At 64.3% G+C, this 14,932-nt stretch carries 10 protein-coding genes; 8 read left to right on the top strand and 2 right to left on the bottom strand.

Annotation, left to right across the window (positions count from 1 at the left end):
• The first annotated feature begins 59 nt into the window (after nt 1-59).
• The 7 genes from HNP46_RS12220 to HNP46_RS12190 all read left to right on the top strand — a co-directional run bounded on the left by HNP46_RS12220 (nt 60) and on the right by HNP46_RS12190 (nt 11,763).
• Nucleotides 60-320: a YeaC family protein gene (locus HNP46_RS12220; protein WP_184589214.1), complete on the top strand. Its 261-nt coding sequence runs from the start codon at nt 60-62 to the stop codon at nt 318-320.
• Nucleotides 320-1,147: a DUF2797 domain-containing protein gene (locus tag HNP46_RS12215; protein ID WP_184589212.1), complete on the top strand. Its 828-nt coding sequence runs from the start codon at nt 320-322 to the stop codon at nt 1,145-1,147. Before HNP46_RS12220 ends, HNP46_RS12215 begins: the two co-directional genes overlap by 1 nt.
• A gap of 159 nt (nt 1,148-1,306) precedes the next feature.
• A complete protein-coding gene (pepN, locus tag HNP46_RS12210) occupies nt 1,307-3,964 on the top strand; it encodes an aminopeptidase N (protein WP_184589210.1) in 2,658 nt (885 codons plus the stop codon).
• Nucleotides 3,965-4,451: 487 nt separating this feature from the next.
• Nucleotides 4,452-6,419 (top strand): DUF1302 domain-containing protein, encoded by a 1,968-nt coding sequence (locus HNP46_RS12205; protein ID WP_184589207.1) that lies wholly within the window; start codon nt 4,452-4,454, stop codon nt 6,417-6,419.
• 73 nt (nt 6,420-6,492) lie between these two features.
• Nucleotides 6,493-7,860: a DUF1329 domain-containing protein gene (locus HNP46_RS12200; protein ID WP_184589205.1), complete on the top strand. Its 1,368-nt coding sequence runs from the start codon at nt 6,493-6,495 to the stop codon at nt 7,858-7,860.
• Nucleotides 7,861-8,284: 424 nt separating this feature from the next.
• Nucleotides 8,285-9,367: a WD40/YVTN/BNR-like repeat-containing protein gene (locus HNP46_RS12195; RefSeq protein WP_184589203.1), complete on the top strand. Its 1,083-nt coding sequence runs from the start codon at nt 8,285-8,287 to the stop codon at nt 9,365-9,367.
• A 14-nt stretch (nt 9,368-9,381) separates the two neighbouring features.
• Entirely contained in the window at nt 9,382-11,763 is a 2,382-nt protein-coding gene (locus tag HNP46_RS12190; protein WP_184589201.1) for an efflux RND transporter permease subunit, read from the top strand.
• A 178-nt stretch (nt 11,764-11,941) separates the two neighbouring features.
• Here HNP46_RS12190 and HNP46_RS12185 read toward each other — a convergent pair whose 3' ends face one another.
• Nucleotides 11,942-12,739: a cyclase family protein gene (locus HNP46_RS12185; protein WP_184589199.1), complete on the bottom strand. Its 798-nt coding sequence runs from the start codon at nt 12,737-12,739 to the stop codon at nt 11,942-11,944.
• A gap of 112 nt (nt 12,740-12,851) precedes the next feature.
• Here HNP46_RS12185 and HNP46_RS12180 point away from each other — a divergent pair, with 112 nt between their 5' ends.
• Nucleotides 12,852-13,268 (top strand): carboxymuconolactone decarboxylase family protein, encoded by a 417-nt coding sequence (locus HNP46_RS12180; protein WP_184589197.1) that lies wholly within the window; start codon nt 12,852-12,854, stop codon nt 13,266-13,268.
• Nucleotides 13,269-13,832: 564 nt separating this feature from the next.
• On the opposite strand, the gene HNP46_RS12175 is transcribed toward HNP46_RS12180, so the two are convergent.
• Nucleotides 13,833-14,930, bottom strand: a complete 1,098-nt coding sequence (locus tag HNP46_RS12175; RefSeq protein WP_184589195.1) for a chlorophyllase/cutinase-like alpha/beta fold protein — start codon at nt 14,928-14,930, stop codon at nt 13,833-13,835.
• Between the last annotated feature and the right edge of the window lie 2 nt (nt 14,931-14,932).

The following is a 14,932-nucleotide window of genomic DNA, read 5'->3' as shown; positions in this document are numbered from 1 at the left end:
GCGCCGGGCGTTCGCCCGGTAGAATGCCGGCTTCGTTTTTCCCCTGCAGGAGCCGGCCCATGTCGTCCTTCGCCGAAATGATCGAGAACATCACCCCCGAAATCTACGAGAGCCTCAAGCTGGCCGTGGAGATCGGCAAGTGGCCGGATGGCCGCAAGCTGTCCCAGGAGCAGAAGGAGCTGTCGTTGCAGGCGATGATCGCCTGGGAGATCGACAACCTGCCCGAGGACCAGCGCACTGGCTACATGGGGCCGCAGGAATGCGCTTCCCACGCCGAGCCGATCCCGAACATGATCTTCTCCTCCAACTCGCTGCACTGATGCAGGAGCTTGGACGTGGCGCCCTGGACAAGATGTCGGCGCGCCTGGAAAACCCCGTGCAGTACAGCTTCCGCCTGGGCGACACAGAGGTCCCGGTCAACCCGCTGATCGGCAGGACGGTGCGCCTGGAGTACCTGGGCGAAATCTTCTGCAGCCACTGCGCTCGCAAGACCAAAAAGAGCTTCGCCCAGGGCTACTGCTACCCGTGCTTCACCAAGCTGGCGCAGTGCGACAGCTGCATCATGAGCCCGGAGAAGTGCCACTTCGAGGACGGCTCCTGCCGCGATCCGGAGTGGGGCGAGCGCTTCTGCATGACCGATCACGTGGTCTACCTGGCCAACTCCTCGGGGGCCAAGGTGGGCATCACCCGCGCCACCCAGGTGCCGACCCGCTGGATCGACCAGGGCGCGCGCCAGGCGCTGCCGATCATGCGCGTGGCGACCCGCCAGCAGTCCGGTTTCGTCGAGGACCTGCTGCGCAGCCAGGTCGCCGACCGCACCAACTGGCGCGCGCTGCTCAAGGGCGAGGCCGAGCCGCTGGACCTGGTCGCCATCCGCGAGCAGATCTTCGACGCCTGCGCCGAGGGCATCGTCGCCCTGCAGCAGCGCTTCGGCCTGCAGGCGATCCAGCCGGTGGTCGACATGCAGCCCATCGAGATCCGCTACCCGGTGGAAGCCTACCTGGCCAAGATCACCAGCTTCGACCTGGACAAGACGCCGGTGGTCGAGGGTACCCTGCAGGGGATCAAGGGCCAGTACCTGATCTTCGATACCGGGGTGATCAACGTGCGCAAGTTCTCCGCGTACCAGCTGGCGATCAGCGCCTGAGCGCAACTCCATTGAATTTCCGGCCCGGAGCACGCATCTAGAGAGACACGCATCCTGGATGGATGCGTGCCCGACTCGCCCGCGCCGTTGCCAATCGCTAGAGTCAGTATTCCTCCGGCCGGCCCATCGGGGCCGCCGTTTGCCAAGGGGCCAGAAGCCATGCGTACCGAGCAACCGAAAGTCATCCACCTCAAGGATTATCAGGCGCCCGAGTACCTGATCGACGAGACCAACCTGACCTTCGAGCTGTACGAGGACCACACCCTGGTCCACGCCCAGCTGGTGATGCGCCGCAACCCGGAGCGCGGCGACGGCCTGCCGCCGCTGGTGCTCGACGGCCAGCAGCTGGAGCTGCTGTCGGTGGCGCTGGACGACCAGGCCCTGGAAGCCGGCCAGTACCAGCTCGACGACAACCACCTGACCCTGCAGCCGACGGCGAAGAGCTTCACCGTCGACAGCACCGTGCGCATCCACCCGGAAAGCAACACCGCGCTGGAAGGCCTGTACAAGTCCGGCAAGATGTTCTGCACCCAGTGCGAGGCCGAAGGCTTCCGCAAGATCACCTACTACCTCGACCGCCCCGACGTGATGAGCAGCTTCACCACCACGCTGTCGGCCGAGCAGCACCAGTACCCGGTGCTCCTGTCCAACGGCAACCCGGTGGCCAGCGGTTCGGAAGAGGGCGGCCGCCACTGGGCGACCTGGCAGGACCCGTTCAAGAAGCCGGCGTACCTGTTCGCCCTGGTCGCCGGTGATCTCTGGTGCGTCGAAGACCAGTTCAACACCATGAGCGAGCGCGACGTCACCCTGCGCATCTACGTCGAGCCGGAAAACATCGACAAGGTCCAGCACGCCATGGACAGCCTGAAGAACTCGATGCGCTGGGACGAGAAGGTCTACGGCCGCGAGTACGACCTGGACATCTTCATGATCGTCGCGGTCAACGACTTCAACATGGGCGCCATGGAGAACAAGGGCCTCAACATCTTCAACTCCAGTTGCGTGCTGGCCAAGGCCGAGACTGCCACCGACGCTGCGCACCAGCGCGTCGAAGGCGTGGTCGCCCACGAGTACTTCCACAACTGGTCGGGCAACCGCGTGACCTGCCGCGACTGGTTCCAGCTGTCGCTCAAGGAAGGCTTCACCGTATTCCGCGACAGCGAGTTCTCCGCCGACATGAACTCGCGCACCGTCAAGCGCGTCGAGGACGTGGCCTTCCTGCGCACCAACCAGTTCGCCGAGGACGCCGGCCCCATGGCGCATCCGGTGCGCCCGGACTCCTTCATCGAGATTTCCAACTTCTACACCCTGACCGTCTACGAGAAGGGCTCGGAAGTGGTGCGGATGATCCACACCCTGCTGGGCGCCGATGGCTTCCGCAAGGGCACCGACCTGTACTTCGAGCGCCATGACGGCCAGGCCGTGACCTGCGACGATTTCGTCAAGGCCATGGAAGACGCCAACGGCGTCGACCTCACCCAGTTCAAGCGCTGGTACAGCCAGGCCGGCACCCCGCGCCTGGCGGTGGAGGAGCGCTTCGACGCCGCCGCACAGAGCTACACCCTGACCTTCCGCCAGAGCTGCCCGGCGACGCCGGGGCAGAGCGAGAAGCAGCCCTTCGTCATCCCGGTGCAGATGGGCCTGATCGACAAGCTCGGCAACGCCCTGCCGCTGCGCCTGCAGGGCGAAGAGCACGCCCACGGCAGCGACCGCGTGCTGCAGGTCACCGAAGCCGAACAGTCCTTCACCTTCGTCGGCCTGGCCGAGAAGCCGCTGCCGTCGCTGCTGCGCGGTTTCTCCGCGCCGGTGAAGCTGAGCTTCCCCTACGACCGCGACCAGCTGATGTTCCTCATGCAGCACGACGAGGATGGCTTCAACCGCTGGGAAGCCGGCCAGCAGCTGTCCGTGCAGGTGCTGCAGGAACTGATCGGCCAGCACCAGCGTGGCGAGAAGCTGGTTCTGGACGCACGCCTGATCACCGCCTTGCTCACCCTGCTGCTGGACACCGGGCTGGACCAGGCCATGGTCGCCGAGATGCTTTCGCTGCCCAGCGAGGCCTACCTCACCGAGATCAGCGAAGTGGCCGACGTCGAGGCCATCCACGCCGCCCGCGAATTCGCCCGCCAGCAGATCGGCGCGGCGCTGCACGAGCCGCTGTGGGAACGCTACCAGGCCAACCGCAAGCAGTCCCGCGAGACCGCCTACGTTGCCGAAGCCTCGCACATCGCCCGCCGCAGCCTGCAGAACATTTCCCTGTCCTACCTGATGCAGAGCGGCAAGGCCGAAGTGCTCGCCGCCTGCCAGGAGCAGTACAAGGATTGCGACAACATGACCGAGCGCCTGACCGCGCTGGCCGTGCTGGTCAATTCGCAGTTCGACAGCGAGAAGGGCGAGGCGCTGGCGATGTTCGCCGACTACTTCAAGGACGACCCGCTGGTGATGGACCAGTGGTTCAGCGTCCAGGCCGGCTGCACCCTGCCGGGTGGGCTGGAGCGCGTGCAGGAGCTGATGAAGCATGCGGCCTTCACCCTGAAGAACCCGAACAAGATCCGCGCGCTGATCGGTGCCTTCGCTAACCAGAACGCGGTGAACTTCCACCGCGCCGACGGTGCCGGCTACCGCTTCCTGGCTGACCAGATCATCACCCTCAATGCGCTCAACCCGCAGATCGCCTCGCGCCTGCTGACGCCGCTGACCCGCTGGCGCAAGTACGCGCCTGAACGCCAGGCGCTGATGAAGGCCGAGCTGGAACGCATCCTGGCGTCCGGCGAACTGTCCAGCGATGTATACGAAGTGGTCAGCAAGAGCCTCGCTTAACCCTCCCTCCGCGCCCCGGTCCAGGGGCGCCTGTCGGGTTCGAAAAGGTGTTACCAACTTTTGTTGGTAACACCTTTTTGTTACCTATCGAAATTGATCGACGTCTGGCTTATCGCTTCGAGCTATTGGGCGAAAAAGGCCGATGTGTCTGCGTCGCGCCTTCAGGGGCGGATTGCGCCATCAGGGGTGGCAAATGGCGCAATCGGTCACTGGTTTTGATCAGTGAACGACCAGTCACAAAAAGTAGCGGACTTTATTTTTATTTTTTGTAAGCAGAAACGGATACATCCGTGCTCTTGGCACTGGGGTTGCACCGCCGGACCCCGCTTAGCCTTTACCCGTCCGATGGGGCGGGAGGCGTGTCGAGCACCTTGGGGGAGTTTCCTTCAGATCGACGACAACAAGGCCGTGGAATAACGGCTGAAACGGTGAACCGCCCGCAGTGGCGGCACCGCCAAAGAATGATCAGTCCATGGAGTGAGTCCTAATGGAAATCCCAGTTCGCAAGCCCGTCTTGCGTTATGCGCCTGCCCGTGCGGGCTTCGCCCTGGCAGGCATCCTGCCGCTGCTGATGTCCGCCCCGGCGACCGCCGTCGAGTTCAGCTTCCTCGACAACGAAGTCTCCGGCTCGCTGGACAGCACCATTTCCTACGGCGCCCTGTGGCGTGTGCAGGGCCAGGACAAGACCAACAACGACATCAACGGCAACGACGGCAACCGCAACTTCAGCACCGGCCTGGTTTCCGAGGTGTACAAGATCACTTCCGACCTGGAAGCGACCTACAAGAACTACGGGCTGTTCGTGCGCGGCTCGGCTTTCTATGACACCCAGATCATGGACAAGCGCAACGACTACTACGATCACAACCAGCCGCCGCAACCGAGCCAGACCTACCCCAACAGCAACCGCTTCACCGACGAGACCCGCGACGCCGCCGGCAACCGCGCGGAGATCCTCGATGCCTACGTCTACGGCAACTGGGACGTGGCCGACCACCCGCTGACCGCACGCCTGGGTCGCCAGGTGTTCAACTGGGGCGAGGGCATCTTCTACCGTGGTGGCGTCAACACCACCAACCCGGTGGATGCCGCCAAGTTCCGCCTGCCGGGCTCCGAGCTGAAGGAAGTGCTGATGCCGGTGGAAGCCGCGAGCTTCAACATCGGCCTGACCGACAACCTGTCGATGGACGCCTTCTACCAGTGGAACTGGAAGGAAACCCGTATCGACCCGGTGGGCACCTTCTTCTCCGAGACCGACCTGTTCGCCGATGGCGGCAACACCGCCTACACCACCGTGGGTGCGCTCTCCAACCCGCTGTTCCAGAGCCTCTACCCGCAGCTTTCCGCCGCTCATGTCGGCGGCCTGCAGGGTTCGGAGTACCTGGACTCCAACGGCGTGTTCAAGGTGGCCCACGTCGGCAAGGACATCAACGCCAAGAACGACGGTCAGTTCGGCGTGGCCTTCCACTACGTGGCGGAAGAGCTGAACTCCACCGAGTTCGGGTTCTACTTCGTCAACTACCACGCCAAAGAGCCGACCATCTACGCTGACCTGAACAGCGACTATGCCGGCGTCAACCTCGACCAACTGGCCGGCGTCGGTGGCTTCTCCTCCTACGACCAGCTGGTGAGCGCCGCCGGCAGCGGCAACTCCATGGCCGGCCAGGTGCTGAGCCTGGTCAACGGCGCCACTTCGGTGGACGTGGCCAACCAGGTCAACGCCCGCCGCGAGTACGTCGAGAACATCCGCATGTACGGCTTCAGCTTCAACACCACCGTGGGCGATGCCTCGGTGTTCGGTGAGCTGGCCTACCGCCCGAACCTGCCGATCGGCATCGCCACCACCAACGACCTGCTCGGCGACCTGCTGGTCCAGGCACCGGCGCTGGCCAGCGGCAAGACCGTGAACATCGGCGGCGGCGACGTCTCGATTCGCGACCAGATCCACAACTACGAGCGCGTCGAAGCCTTCAACACCTCGCTGGGCACCATCTACAACTTCGGCCCGTCGCTGTCCTTCGACTCGCTGATGGGCGTGGCGGAACTGGCCTCCGAGCACCTGCGCGGCAGCAGCCTGCAGTACACCGCCTATGACGGCAGCACTCGCTACTACTCCGGCCGCAGCAACGGCGCCTACATCTCCGGCTACGACCGCGACGACCAGGTGAACAAGAACGCCTACGGCTACACCCTGCTGCTCTCGGGTACCTGGAACGACGTCTTCGCCGGCGTGAACATCTCGCCCTACGCCGTCTACAAGGACGACTTCGAAGGCAACTCCTACCAGACCGGCAACTTCATCGAAGGCCGCAAGGCCTACACCCTGGGCGTCAAGGCCACCTACCTGAACGCCCTGGAAGCCGAGATGCAATACACCGAGTTCTATGGCGCCGGGCAGAACAACGCCGGCCGCGACCGCGACAACGTCGGCATCAGCGTCAAGTACTCGTTCTAAGTCCATAGATCTAACGAAAGCCGTGCGGCGGGATCACGAAGTACCCGCCGCACGCACCTCACGGAGAAGCAACATGCGCAACATGCGTACCCTGGTCGGCGCCGCCGTGGCCCTGGCCCTGTCCGCCGGCAGTGCCCTGGCGGCGGTTTCCCCGCAGGACGCGGCCAAGCTGCAGTCGACCCTGACCCCGATGGGCGCGGAAAAGGCCGGCAACGCCGCCGGCACCATCCCCGCCTGGACCGGTGGCATCACCCAGGCACCGGCCGGCTACAAGCCGGGCCAGCACCACATCGACCCGTTCGCTGCCGACAAGCCGCTGTACACCATCACCAAGGCCAACCTTGACCAGTACAAGGCCAACCTGACTCCGGGCACCCTGGCGCTGTTCGCCACCTACCCGGACACCTTCCAGATGCCGGTGTACCCGAGCCGCCGCAGTGGTTCGGCGCCGCAGTGGGTGTACGACAACACCCTGAAGAACGCCACCACTGCCAAGCTGGCCGAGGGCGGCAACGGCTTCGTCGACGCTATCGGCGGCGTGCCGTTCCCGATCCCGCAGAGCGGTGTGGAAGCGGTGTGGAACCACATTGCCCGCTATCGCGGCACCTACATCGTGCGCCGCGCTTCCGAAGTAGCCGTACAGCGCAATGGCGACTACTCGCTGGTGACCTCGCAGCAGGAAGCCCTGTTCAAGTACTACATCCAGGGCAACAGCTTCTCCAACCTGAACAACCTGCTGTTCTACTACCTGTCCTTCACCAAGAGCCCGGCACGCCTGGCCGGTGGTGCGGCACTGGTGCACGAGACCCTGGATCAGGTGAAGGAACCGCGTCAGGCCTGGGGCTACAACGCCGGCCAGCGTCGCGTGCGCCGTGCGCCGAACCTGGCCTACGACACCCCGATCGCCGCCGCCGACGGCCTGCGCACCGCCGATGACACCGACATGTTCAACGGCTCGCCGGACCGCTACGACTGGAAGCTGATCGGCAAGAAGGAAATGTACATCCCGTACAACAACTACAAGGTCTCCAGCCCTGAGGTGAAGTACAAGGATCTGCTGACCCCCAGCCACCTGAACCCGAAATACACCCGCTACGAACTGCACCGCGTGTGGGTCGTCGAAGGCACCCTGAAGCCGGGTGCACGCCACATCTATTCCAAGCGCGTACTGTTCCTCGACGAGGACAGCTGGGGCGCCGCCGAAGTCGACCAGTACGACGGTCGCGGCGAGCTGTGGCGTGTGTCGCTGGCCTACCTGAAGAACTACTATGAGCTGCCCACCACCTGGACCGCTCTGGATACCTTCCACGATCTGCAGGCCCGTCGCTACCACGTCCAGAACCTGGACAACGAAGAACCGACCACCATCGACTTCGGCCAGGCCGTACCGGACGACTCCTACTTCAGCCCGTCCGCCCTGCGTCGCCGCGGCACTCGCTGAGTTGATTGCATGAATGAAAAAGCCCCGCCTCGGCGGGGCTTTTTCATGGGCGGCAGAAAAGTTGTCAGCAGTTGTAGGAGCGAGCTTGCTCGCGAACGATTCAGCCGACAGTGCCGGAGCCGGGCGGGTTCGCGAGCAAGGACTGGGCGTCCCCCTCGGTCCTACGAAAAGAAGGAGCTCGCCTCGGCGGGGCTTTTTCTTGTCCGAGGAAAGTTCCGAAGCGCTGAAAGTGTTACCGCTTCACCCGTTGCAGGCCACCAGTGACGCGCCTTTCAGGCGAGATGGCAAAATGCACTCATCCTTTCGAGTGAGGCGCTCGGGGCTTAACAAAAGATAACGTGCCGTTAATTGTCAGCCCCGGAAAAGGCTGGCTATATAGCTCCAAACTACATACCGCCTGCATAAGAAAAAGAGGTAAAGGCATATGCGTGAGCCCCTGTGGCGCACTTCGAGCGAGCAGCCCGTATCGGGAGTGCGAAGCTCCTTCCCGATGTCGCGCAAGTCGGTTTCCCTGCTCGGCGCGTTTTCCTTCCTGATGATGTCCCTGGCTCCGCTGCATGCCGTAGCCGCAACGGACGCCGCCAGCGACTCCAACTCGATCGTCTCGGCCAAGGCCTCCAGCAGCCTGCTGCTGAGCGTTGCTCATGCCGGCAAGCGCCTGGTCGCGGTGGGTGATCACGGGCACATCCTCTATTCCGACGACGCAGGCAAGAGCTGGACCCAGGCCAGCGTGCCGACCCGCCAGCTGCTGACCTCGGTATTCTTCGTCAACGACAAGAAGGGCTGGGCCGTCGGCCATGACGCCCAGGTCCTGGCCACCACTGACGGCGGCACCACCTGGGTGCGCCAGTTCGAGGACCTCAAGCGCGAAGCGCCGCTGCTGGACATCTGGTTCCAGGACGAGAACCACGGCGTGGCTGTGGGCGCCTACGGCGCGCTGCTGGAAACCACCGACGGCGGCAAGAGCTGGGAAGACGCCAGCGACCGCCTGGACAACGAAGACCAGTACCACCTCAACGCCATCACCGCGGTGAAGGATTCCGGCCTGTTCGTGGTCGGCGAGGCGGGCAGCATGTTCCGCTCCAAGGACTGGGGCCAGACCTGGGAAAAACTCCAGGGCCCCTACGAAGGCTCGCTGTTCGGCGCCACCGGCACCCGCCAGGCCGGCACCGTCCTGGCCTATGGCCTGCGCGGCCACCTGTTCCGCTCCACCGATTTCGGCGACACCTGGCAGCAGGTCAGCCTGCCCACCGCCAATGGCGGCGAGCTGGAGTTCGGCCTTTCCGAAGGCAGCCTGCTGGATGACGGCACCATCGTCGTCGTCGGCCACGGCGGCAGCGTGCTGGAGAGCAAGGACGACGGCGTCAGCTTCAGCGTCGTCAACCGTCCGGATCGCCTGTCCCTCGCGGGCGTCAGCGCGGCCGGCAATGGCAACCTGGTCCTCGTCGGCCAGGGCGGTATCCACCTGGCTACGGCGACCGGCGCCGAGCTGACAGAACAACAATAAGCCGGGGAGCCGCAATGAACGCTCTGAACAAGCATCAACAGGACAAGGCGACTTTCCTGGAACGCATCATCTTCACCCACCGGCCCTTCGTGATCATCACGTGTCTGCTGGTGACCCTCTTCCTCGCCTGGTCGGCCACGCAGGTGCGTCCGTCCACCAGCTTCGAGAAGATGATTCCGCTGCAGCACCCGTTCATCCAGAACATGCTGGAGCACCGCAACGACCTGGCCAACCTCGGCAACACCGTGCGTATCTCGGTGGAAGCGGTGAACGGCGACATCTTCACCAAGGAATACATGGAGACGCTGCGGCAGATCCATGACGAAGTGTTCTACATCCCCGGCGTCGACCGCTCCGGCATGAAGTCGCTGTGGAGCCCGAGCGTGCGCTGGACCGAGGTGACCGAGGAAGGCTTCGCCGGTGGCGAGGTGATCCCGCAGACCTACGACGGTTCCGCCAAGGCCCTGGACCTGCTGCGCAACAACGTGCTCAAGTCCGGCCAGATCGGCCGCCTGGTGGCCAACAACTTCAAGTCGAGCATCGTCGACGTGCCGCTGCTGGAGGTCTACCCGGACCCGAAGGACCAGGGCAAGCTGATGAAGCTGGACTACCGCCAGTTCTCCCATGAGCTGGAAGAGAAGATCCGCGACAAGTACCAGCTGCAGAACCCCAACGTGAAGATCCACATCACCGGCTTCGCCAAGAAGGTCGGTGACCTGATCGACGGCCTGCTGATGGTGGTCGGCTTCTTCGGCATCTGCTTCGTCATCACCCTGGTGCTGCTGCTGTGGTTCACCAAGTGCGTGCGCTCGACCATCGCCGTGCTGTCCACCACCCTGGTGGCGGTGATCTGGCAGCTGGGCATCCTGCACCTGATCGGCTTCGGGCTGGACCCGTACTCGATGCTGGTGCCGTTCCTGATCTTCGCCATCGGCATTTCCCACGGGGTGCAGAAGATCAACGGTATCGCCCTGCAGTCCAGTGACGCGGAAACCCCGCTGCTGGCCGCCCGCCGTACCTTCCGCCAGCTGTTCCTGCCGGGCATGATCGCGATCCTGGCTGACGCCGTGGGCTTCATCACCCTGCTGGTGATCGACATCGGCGTGATCCGCGAACTGGCCATCGGCGCGTCCATCGGCGTGGCGGTGATCGTGTTCACCAACCTGATCCTGCTGCCGGTCGCCATCTCCTACATCGGCATCAGCAAGAAGGCGGTGCAGCGCAGCAAGGAAGACGCCGTGCGCGACCATCCCTTCTGGCGTGCGCTGTCCAACTTCGCCAGCCCGTCGGTGGCGCCGATCTCCGTGGTCATCGCCCTGGCGATGTTCGCCGGCGGCATGTGGCAGGGCCATCACCTGAAGATCGGCGACCTCGACCAGGGTGCGCCGGAGCTGCGTCCGGACTCGCGCTACAACCTGGACAACGACTTCATCATCCGCAACTACTCGACCAGCTCCGACGTGCTGGTGGTGATGGTGGCGTCCGAGGCCGAAGGCTGCTCCACCCACAAGACCCTGTCCGCCATCGACGAGCTGGCCTGGCGCCTGGAGAACACCCAGGGCGTGCAGTCGGCCATCTCCCTGGTCACCGTCTCCAAGCAGATGATCAAGGGCATGAACGAAGGCAACCTGAAGTGGGAGTCGCTGTCGCGCAACCAGGACGTGCTGAACAACTCCATCAGCCGCGCCGAAGGCCTGTTCAACAGCAACTGCTCGCTGGCGCCCCTGCTGGTGTTCCTCAACGACCACAAGGCCGAGACCCTCGACCGCGCCGTGGCCGTCGTGCAGGACTTCGCCAAGGCCAACGAGAAGGACGACCTGAAGTTCAAGCTCGCCGCCGGTAACGCCGGTATCGAAGCCGCCACCAACGACGTGATCAAGCACTCGGAACTGACCATCCTGATCCTGGTGTACATCTGCGTCGCGCTGATGTGCCTGATCACCTTCCGTTCCTTCGCCGCGACCCTGTGCATCGTGCTGCCGCTGATCCTCACCTCCGTGCTGGGCAACGCGCTGATGGCGACCCTGGGCATCGGCGTGAAAGTGGCGACCCTGCCGGTGATCGCGCTGGGCGTGGGTATCGGCGTGGACTACGGCATCTACATCTATACCCGCCTGGAGTCCTTCTTGCGCCAGGGCCTGTCCCTGCAGGAGGCCTACTACGAGACCCTGAAGTCCACCGGCAAAGCGGTGCTGTTCACCGGCCTGTGCCTGGCCATCGGCGTCGCCACCTGGATCTTCTCGGCGATCAAGTTCCAGGCCGACATGGGCCTGATGCTGACCTTCATGCTCCTCTGGAACATGTTCGGCGCCCTCTGGCTGCTGCCGGCGCTGGCACGCTTCCTGATCAACCCGGAGAAGGTGCGGCAGAAGAAGGCTTCGATACTGGTTCACTGATCGACGCTCAAGCAATGCAAAACGCGGCCCTCGGGCCGCGTTTTTTTATGGCTTGCGGATCGGGTTCCGAGCCGCCGGAAATCCATCGCGGACGCAGTCCGCTCCTACGGCGTGTCATGGCGCGTAGGAGCGGACTCCGTCCGCGATCGGCTTCACTTCATCCCGGCGTCCGGGCCGGTCACGGCAGGATCGCAAATACCCGCGCCGGGAAGCCCGTGCCCTGGGCGATCTTCGGGAAGCTCACCACCGCCAGCGCGCCGGCCTCAGGCACCTTGTCGAGGTTGGCGAGCAGCTCGATCTGATAATGATTGGTACCCAGGATGTACGACTCCAGCGAGTAGTCGTCCTTGCTGGTGGCGATGCCTGGATCGGTGTCGGTGGTCTCGTGGCCGGAGGCCGTGATCTTGCGCGTCTCGTAGAGGTACACCAGCGCCTCCTTGCTCCAGCCCGGATAGTGCGCCACGCCCTTGGCATCCTGGTTCTGCATCTTCGCCTGGTCCGGCCAGCGCTGGGACCAGTCTGTGCGCAGCGCCGCGAAGGAGCCCTCCGGCACTGCGCCGTGCCTGGCCTCCCAGGCCTTCACGTCGGCCAGAGTCAGCACGTAGTCGGGGTTCTTCGCCACCTGCTCATGGATGTCGAACACCACCAGCGGCAGGAACTGTTCCTTCACCTCCAGCTGGTCGACGCTGCGCAAGCCTTTGTGGAAGTGCACCGGCGGGTCGACGTGGGTCCCCCACTGGCCGACATGGCTGTACAGCTCCACCTGGAAGCCGTCCTTGTCCACGGTATAGAGCGTCTTGCGGCCCATGGGCTCGAAGCCTTTCCAGTGCGGTGTATTGCTGTCGAACGAGTGGGTCAGGTCGACCCAGTCGTGCTGCTTGAGACTGGCGTAGGTGTCCCACAGGCCGGGTTGGGCGGCCTGGGCGGCGACAGGCAACAGGGCGGTGGCGAAGAGCAGGGCGGGAAGGCGGTGCATGGGTCTGATTCCTTGACGGGGATGGGAGAAAGCGCCTTATCTTTCTCCATCGCTCGACCGCTCATCCAATTCTGAATTCTGCTTTTCTTATTCCTTTTCGTCAGGAGTTGCCATGTCTTTCCAGCTCATCGAATACGCCGACGCCAGCCCCGAAGTCCGTGCCGTCTATGACGACATCATGGCGACCCGCAGGATCGACTGGGTGAACAACTTCTGGAAGGCCCTGGCCAACCATCCGCAGACCCTCCAGCGCACCTGGGAAAGCCTCAAGCAAGTCATGGGGCCGGGGCAGCTGGACCCGCTGGTGAAGGAGCTGATCTACGTCGCCGTCAGTGTCACCAACAACTGCAATTACTGCATCGGTTCCCACGGTGCGGCGGCGCGCAAGGCTGGCATGGACGACGCCATGCTTGGCGAGTTGATGGCGGTGGTGGCGATGGCCAATGAGACCAACCGGCTGGCCATCGGGTACCAGGTGCCGCTGGATGATGTGTTCAAGGGGGCGGTGATGGAGAGCAGTGGCAGCTGATTCCGTTGGGGCTCGGGGCTGATCCGTGCTGGCCCCGTAGGAGCAACAGTCTTTTTCTGATCGTTCGTGCTTTGGATTTCCCCTCTCCCTTTGGAGCGGGGCGCGCAGCCAGGGCGGGGAAGAGGGCTGTCCCCGCGCAGAATTTCACGTAGGAGCGGAGCTTCTCCGCGATGCTCTTGCTTGGCGTTCGGTATTTCTGCGTCGCTTTGGCGTGCGCGCGGAGTCCGTGTTTCGCCCCCTCGGGCGACCTACTTTGGCAAACGACGGATGGCCGCCCCACCCAAAGTAGGCAAAGGTCTCGCCCCTGCCATCCGGCTTTTCGCTTCGCGAAAAGTACCCTCGGTTCCTCGGAGTTCCAGGGGCCCGCGTTGACGGGCCATCCCTGGCCCGACAACGCTCTCGCGAGATCCATGTCGCTCGGCCCCTGGAACTCCGATCACCTTCGGCCTCCTGAAAGGGGCACTCCGGAGCGTGCGGACATTTCTCTGGAAGTCTTTGAGAGCCAGAGCCGGAACAGTGGCTTTTCGTAGGACCGAGGGGGACGCCCAGTCCTTCCGCGAACCATCAGGGACGGGATGGGGACAACCGCTGGATAGCCTTCACCGGCGTGCCATCGCTCCAGCGTCCCATGGACAGCTGCGCCGGGCCGCCGCCCAGGGCGTAGTCGCGGTCCTGGCCGTAGAAGGCGGCGTCGCACAGCGCATCGAACAGCTTCCACGGTCCGTACCAGTCCATGGCATCGGTGGCCAGGGCGTTGTGCGCCGAGGGTTGGCCCTGCTTGAGTCGTTGCTTTACCCGTTCCTGCACGCGGTTGAGCAGCCAGTTGGTGGAATCGCTGGGTGGATAGCGCGGGTCGAAGCGCGGGGCGGTGGGCGCGGCGTGGTTGGCCAGTAGCGGTGGGCTGCCGTGGCGGTCGCTGCGCAGCAGGAGCAGGTCCTTGTCGCGCGGGACCACCTGGGTGCTTTCGCTGTAGATGCGCCGGGCGTCGTCGCAGGCCACGCGTTCGTCCTCGTCGCCGCAGACCGCCAGCAGCAGGGTGCCGGCGGGGATGTTCGACAACGGCTCCAGCGGCACCTGGCGCCAGCGCGGGCCGCTGCTCTTGCCTGGCTCCACCGCCATCAGCGCGCGCGGTTGCGGGATGCCCAGGCGTTGCCAGGAGGCGGCCAGCCCGCTGGCGATCAGGCCGCCGGCGGAGTGACCGACATAGGCCACGTGCTCCAGCTGCGGTTTTACCCCCAGCTTGCCGGCCTGCAGGTCGGCGATGGCGCGACGCACCGAGTCGGCGGCGTTGGGCAGGAACTCCGCGGCCGGGGTCTTCAGCGTCGCCTGGTAGCGCGGGTAGATGAGGATCGCGCCGCGCCGCACGATATGTTCGATCCAGGCGCGATACAGGTCCGGCTGCATCACGCTCCAGCCGTGGGTGAAGACGATCAGCGGGGCGCTGGCCGGAACGGGGCGCTCCGGGGTGAACACCCAGTATTCGTCGCCCTCGACATCGAAATGCCACTGGTGAACGTCGGCGTGGGCGTAGTGCGAGCCGCCCGGCCCCTGCAACGGTTGTGTGGGCGGCAGGATATCGGCGGCTGCTACCGGGGCGGTGTGCAGCAGGGGGGCAAGCAACAGGCTGGCGAGCAGCGCCGGAATCAGCCGGTGACGACGCATGG

This window comes from Pseudomonas nitroreducens, from assembly GCF_014204515.1.
GTDB lineage: Bacteria > Pseudomonadota > Gammaproteobacteria > Pseudomonadales > Pseudomonadaceae > Pseudomonas > Pseudomonas nitritireducens_A.
The sequence above is the reverse complement of the archived record's forward strand: the minus strand, read 5'-3'. Positions and strand labels throughout refer to the sequence as shown.

Excerpts from the sequence above, each read along its gene's own strand:
- HNP46_RS12185 (WP_184589199.1), bottom strand. The coding sequence starts at position 12,739 with ATGCACCGCCTTCCCGCCCTGCTCTTCGCCACCGCCCTGTTGCCTGTC.
- HNP46_RS12180 (WP_184589197.1), top strand. The coding sequence starts at position 12,852 with ATGTCTTTCCAGCTCATCGAATACGCCGACGCCAGCCCCGAAGTCCGT.
- HNP46_RS12190 (WP_184589201.1), top strand. The coding sequence starts at position 9,382 with ATGAACGCTCTGAACAAGCATCAACAGGACAAGGCGACTTTCCTGGAA.
- HNP46_RS12195 (WP_184589203.1), top strand. The coding sequence starts at position 8,285 with ATGCGTGAGCCCCTGTGGCGCACTTCGAGCGAGCAGCCCGTATCGGGA.
- HNP46_RS12205 (WP_184589207.1), top strand. The coding sequence starts at position 4,452 with ATGGAAATCCCAGTTCGCAAGCCCGTCTTGCGTTATGCGCCTGCCCGT.
- HNP46_RS12175 (WP_184589195.1), bottom strand. The coding sequence starts at position 14,930 with ATGCGTCGTCACCGGCTGATTCCGGCGCTGCTCGCCAGCCTGTTGCTT.
- HNP46_RS12215 (WP_184589212.1), top strand. The coding sequence starts at position 320 with ATGCAGGAGCTTGGACGTGGCGCCCTGGACAAGATGTCGGCGCGCCTG.
- HNP46_RS12220 (WP_184589214.1), top strand. The coding sequence starts at position 60 with ATGTCGTCCTTCGCCGAAATGATCGAGAACATCACCCCCGAAATCTAC.
- HNP46_RS12200 (WP_184589205.1), top strand. The coding sequence starts at position 6,493 with ATGCGCAACATGCGTACCCTGGTCGGCGCCGCCGTGGCCCTGGCCCTG.
- pepN (WP_184589210.1), top strand. The coding sequence starts at position 1,307 with ATGCGTACCGAGCAACCGAAAGTCATCCACCTCAAGGATTATCAGGCG.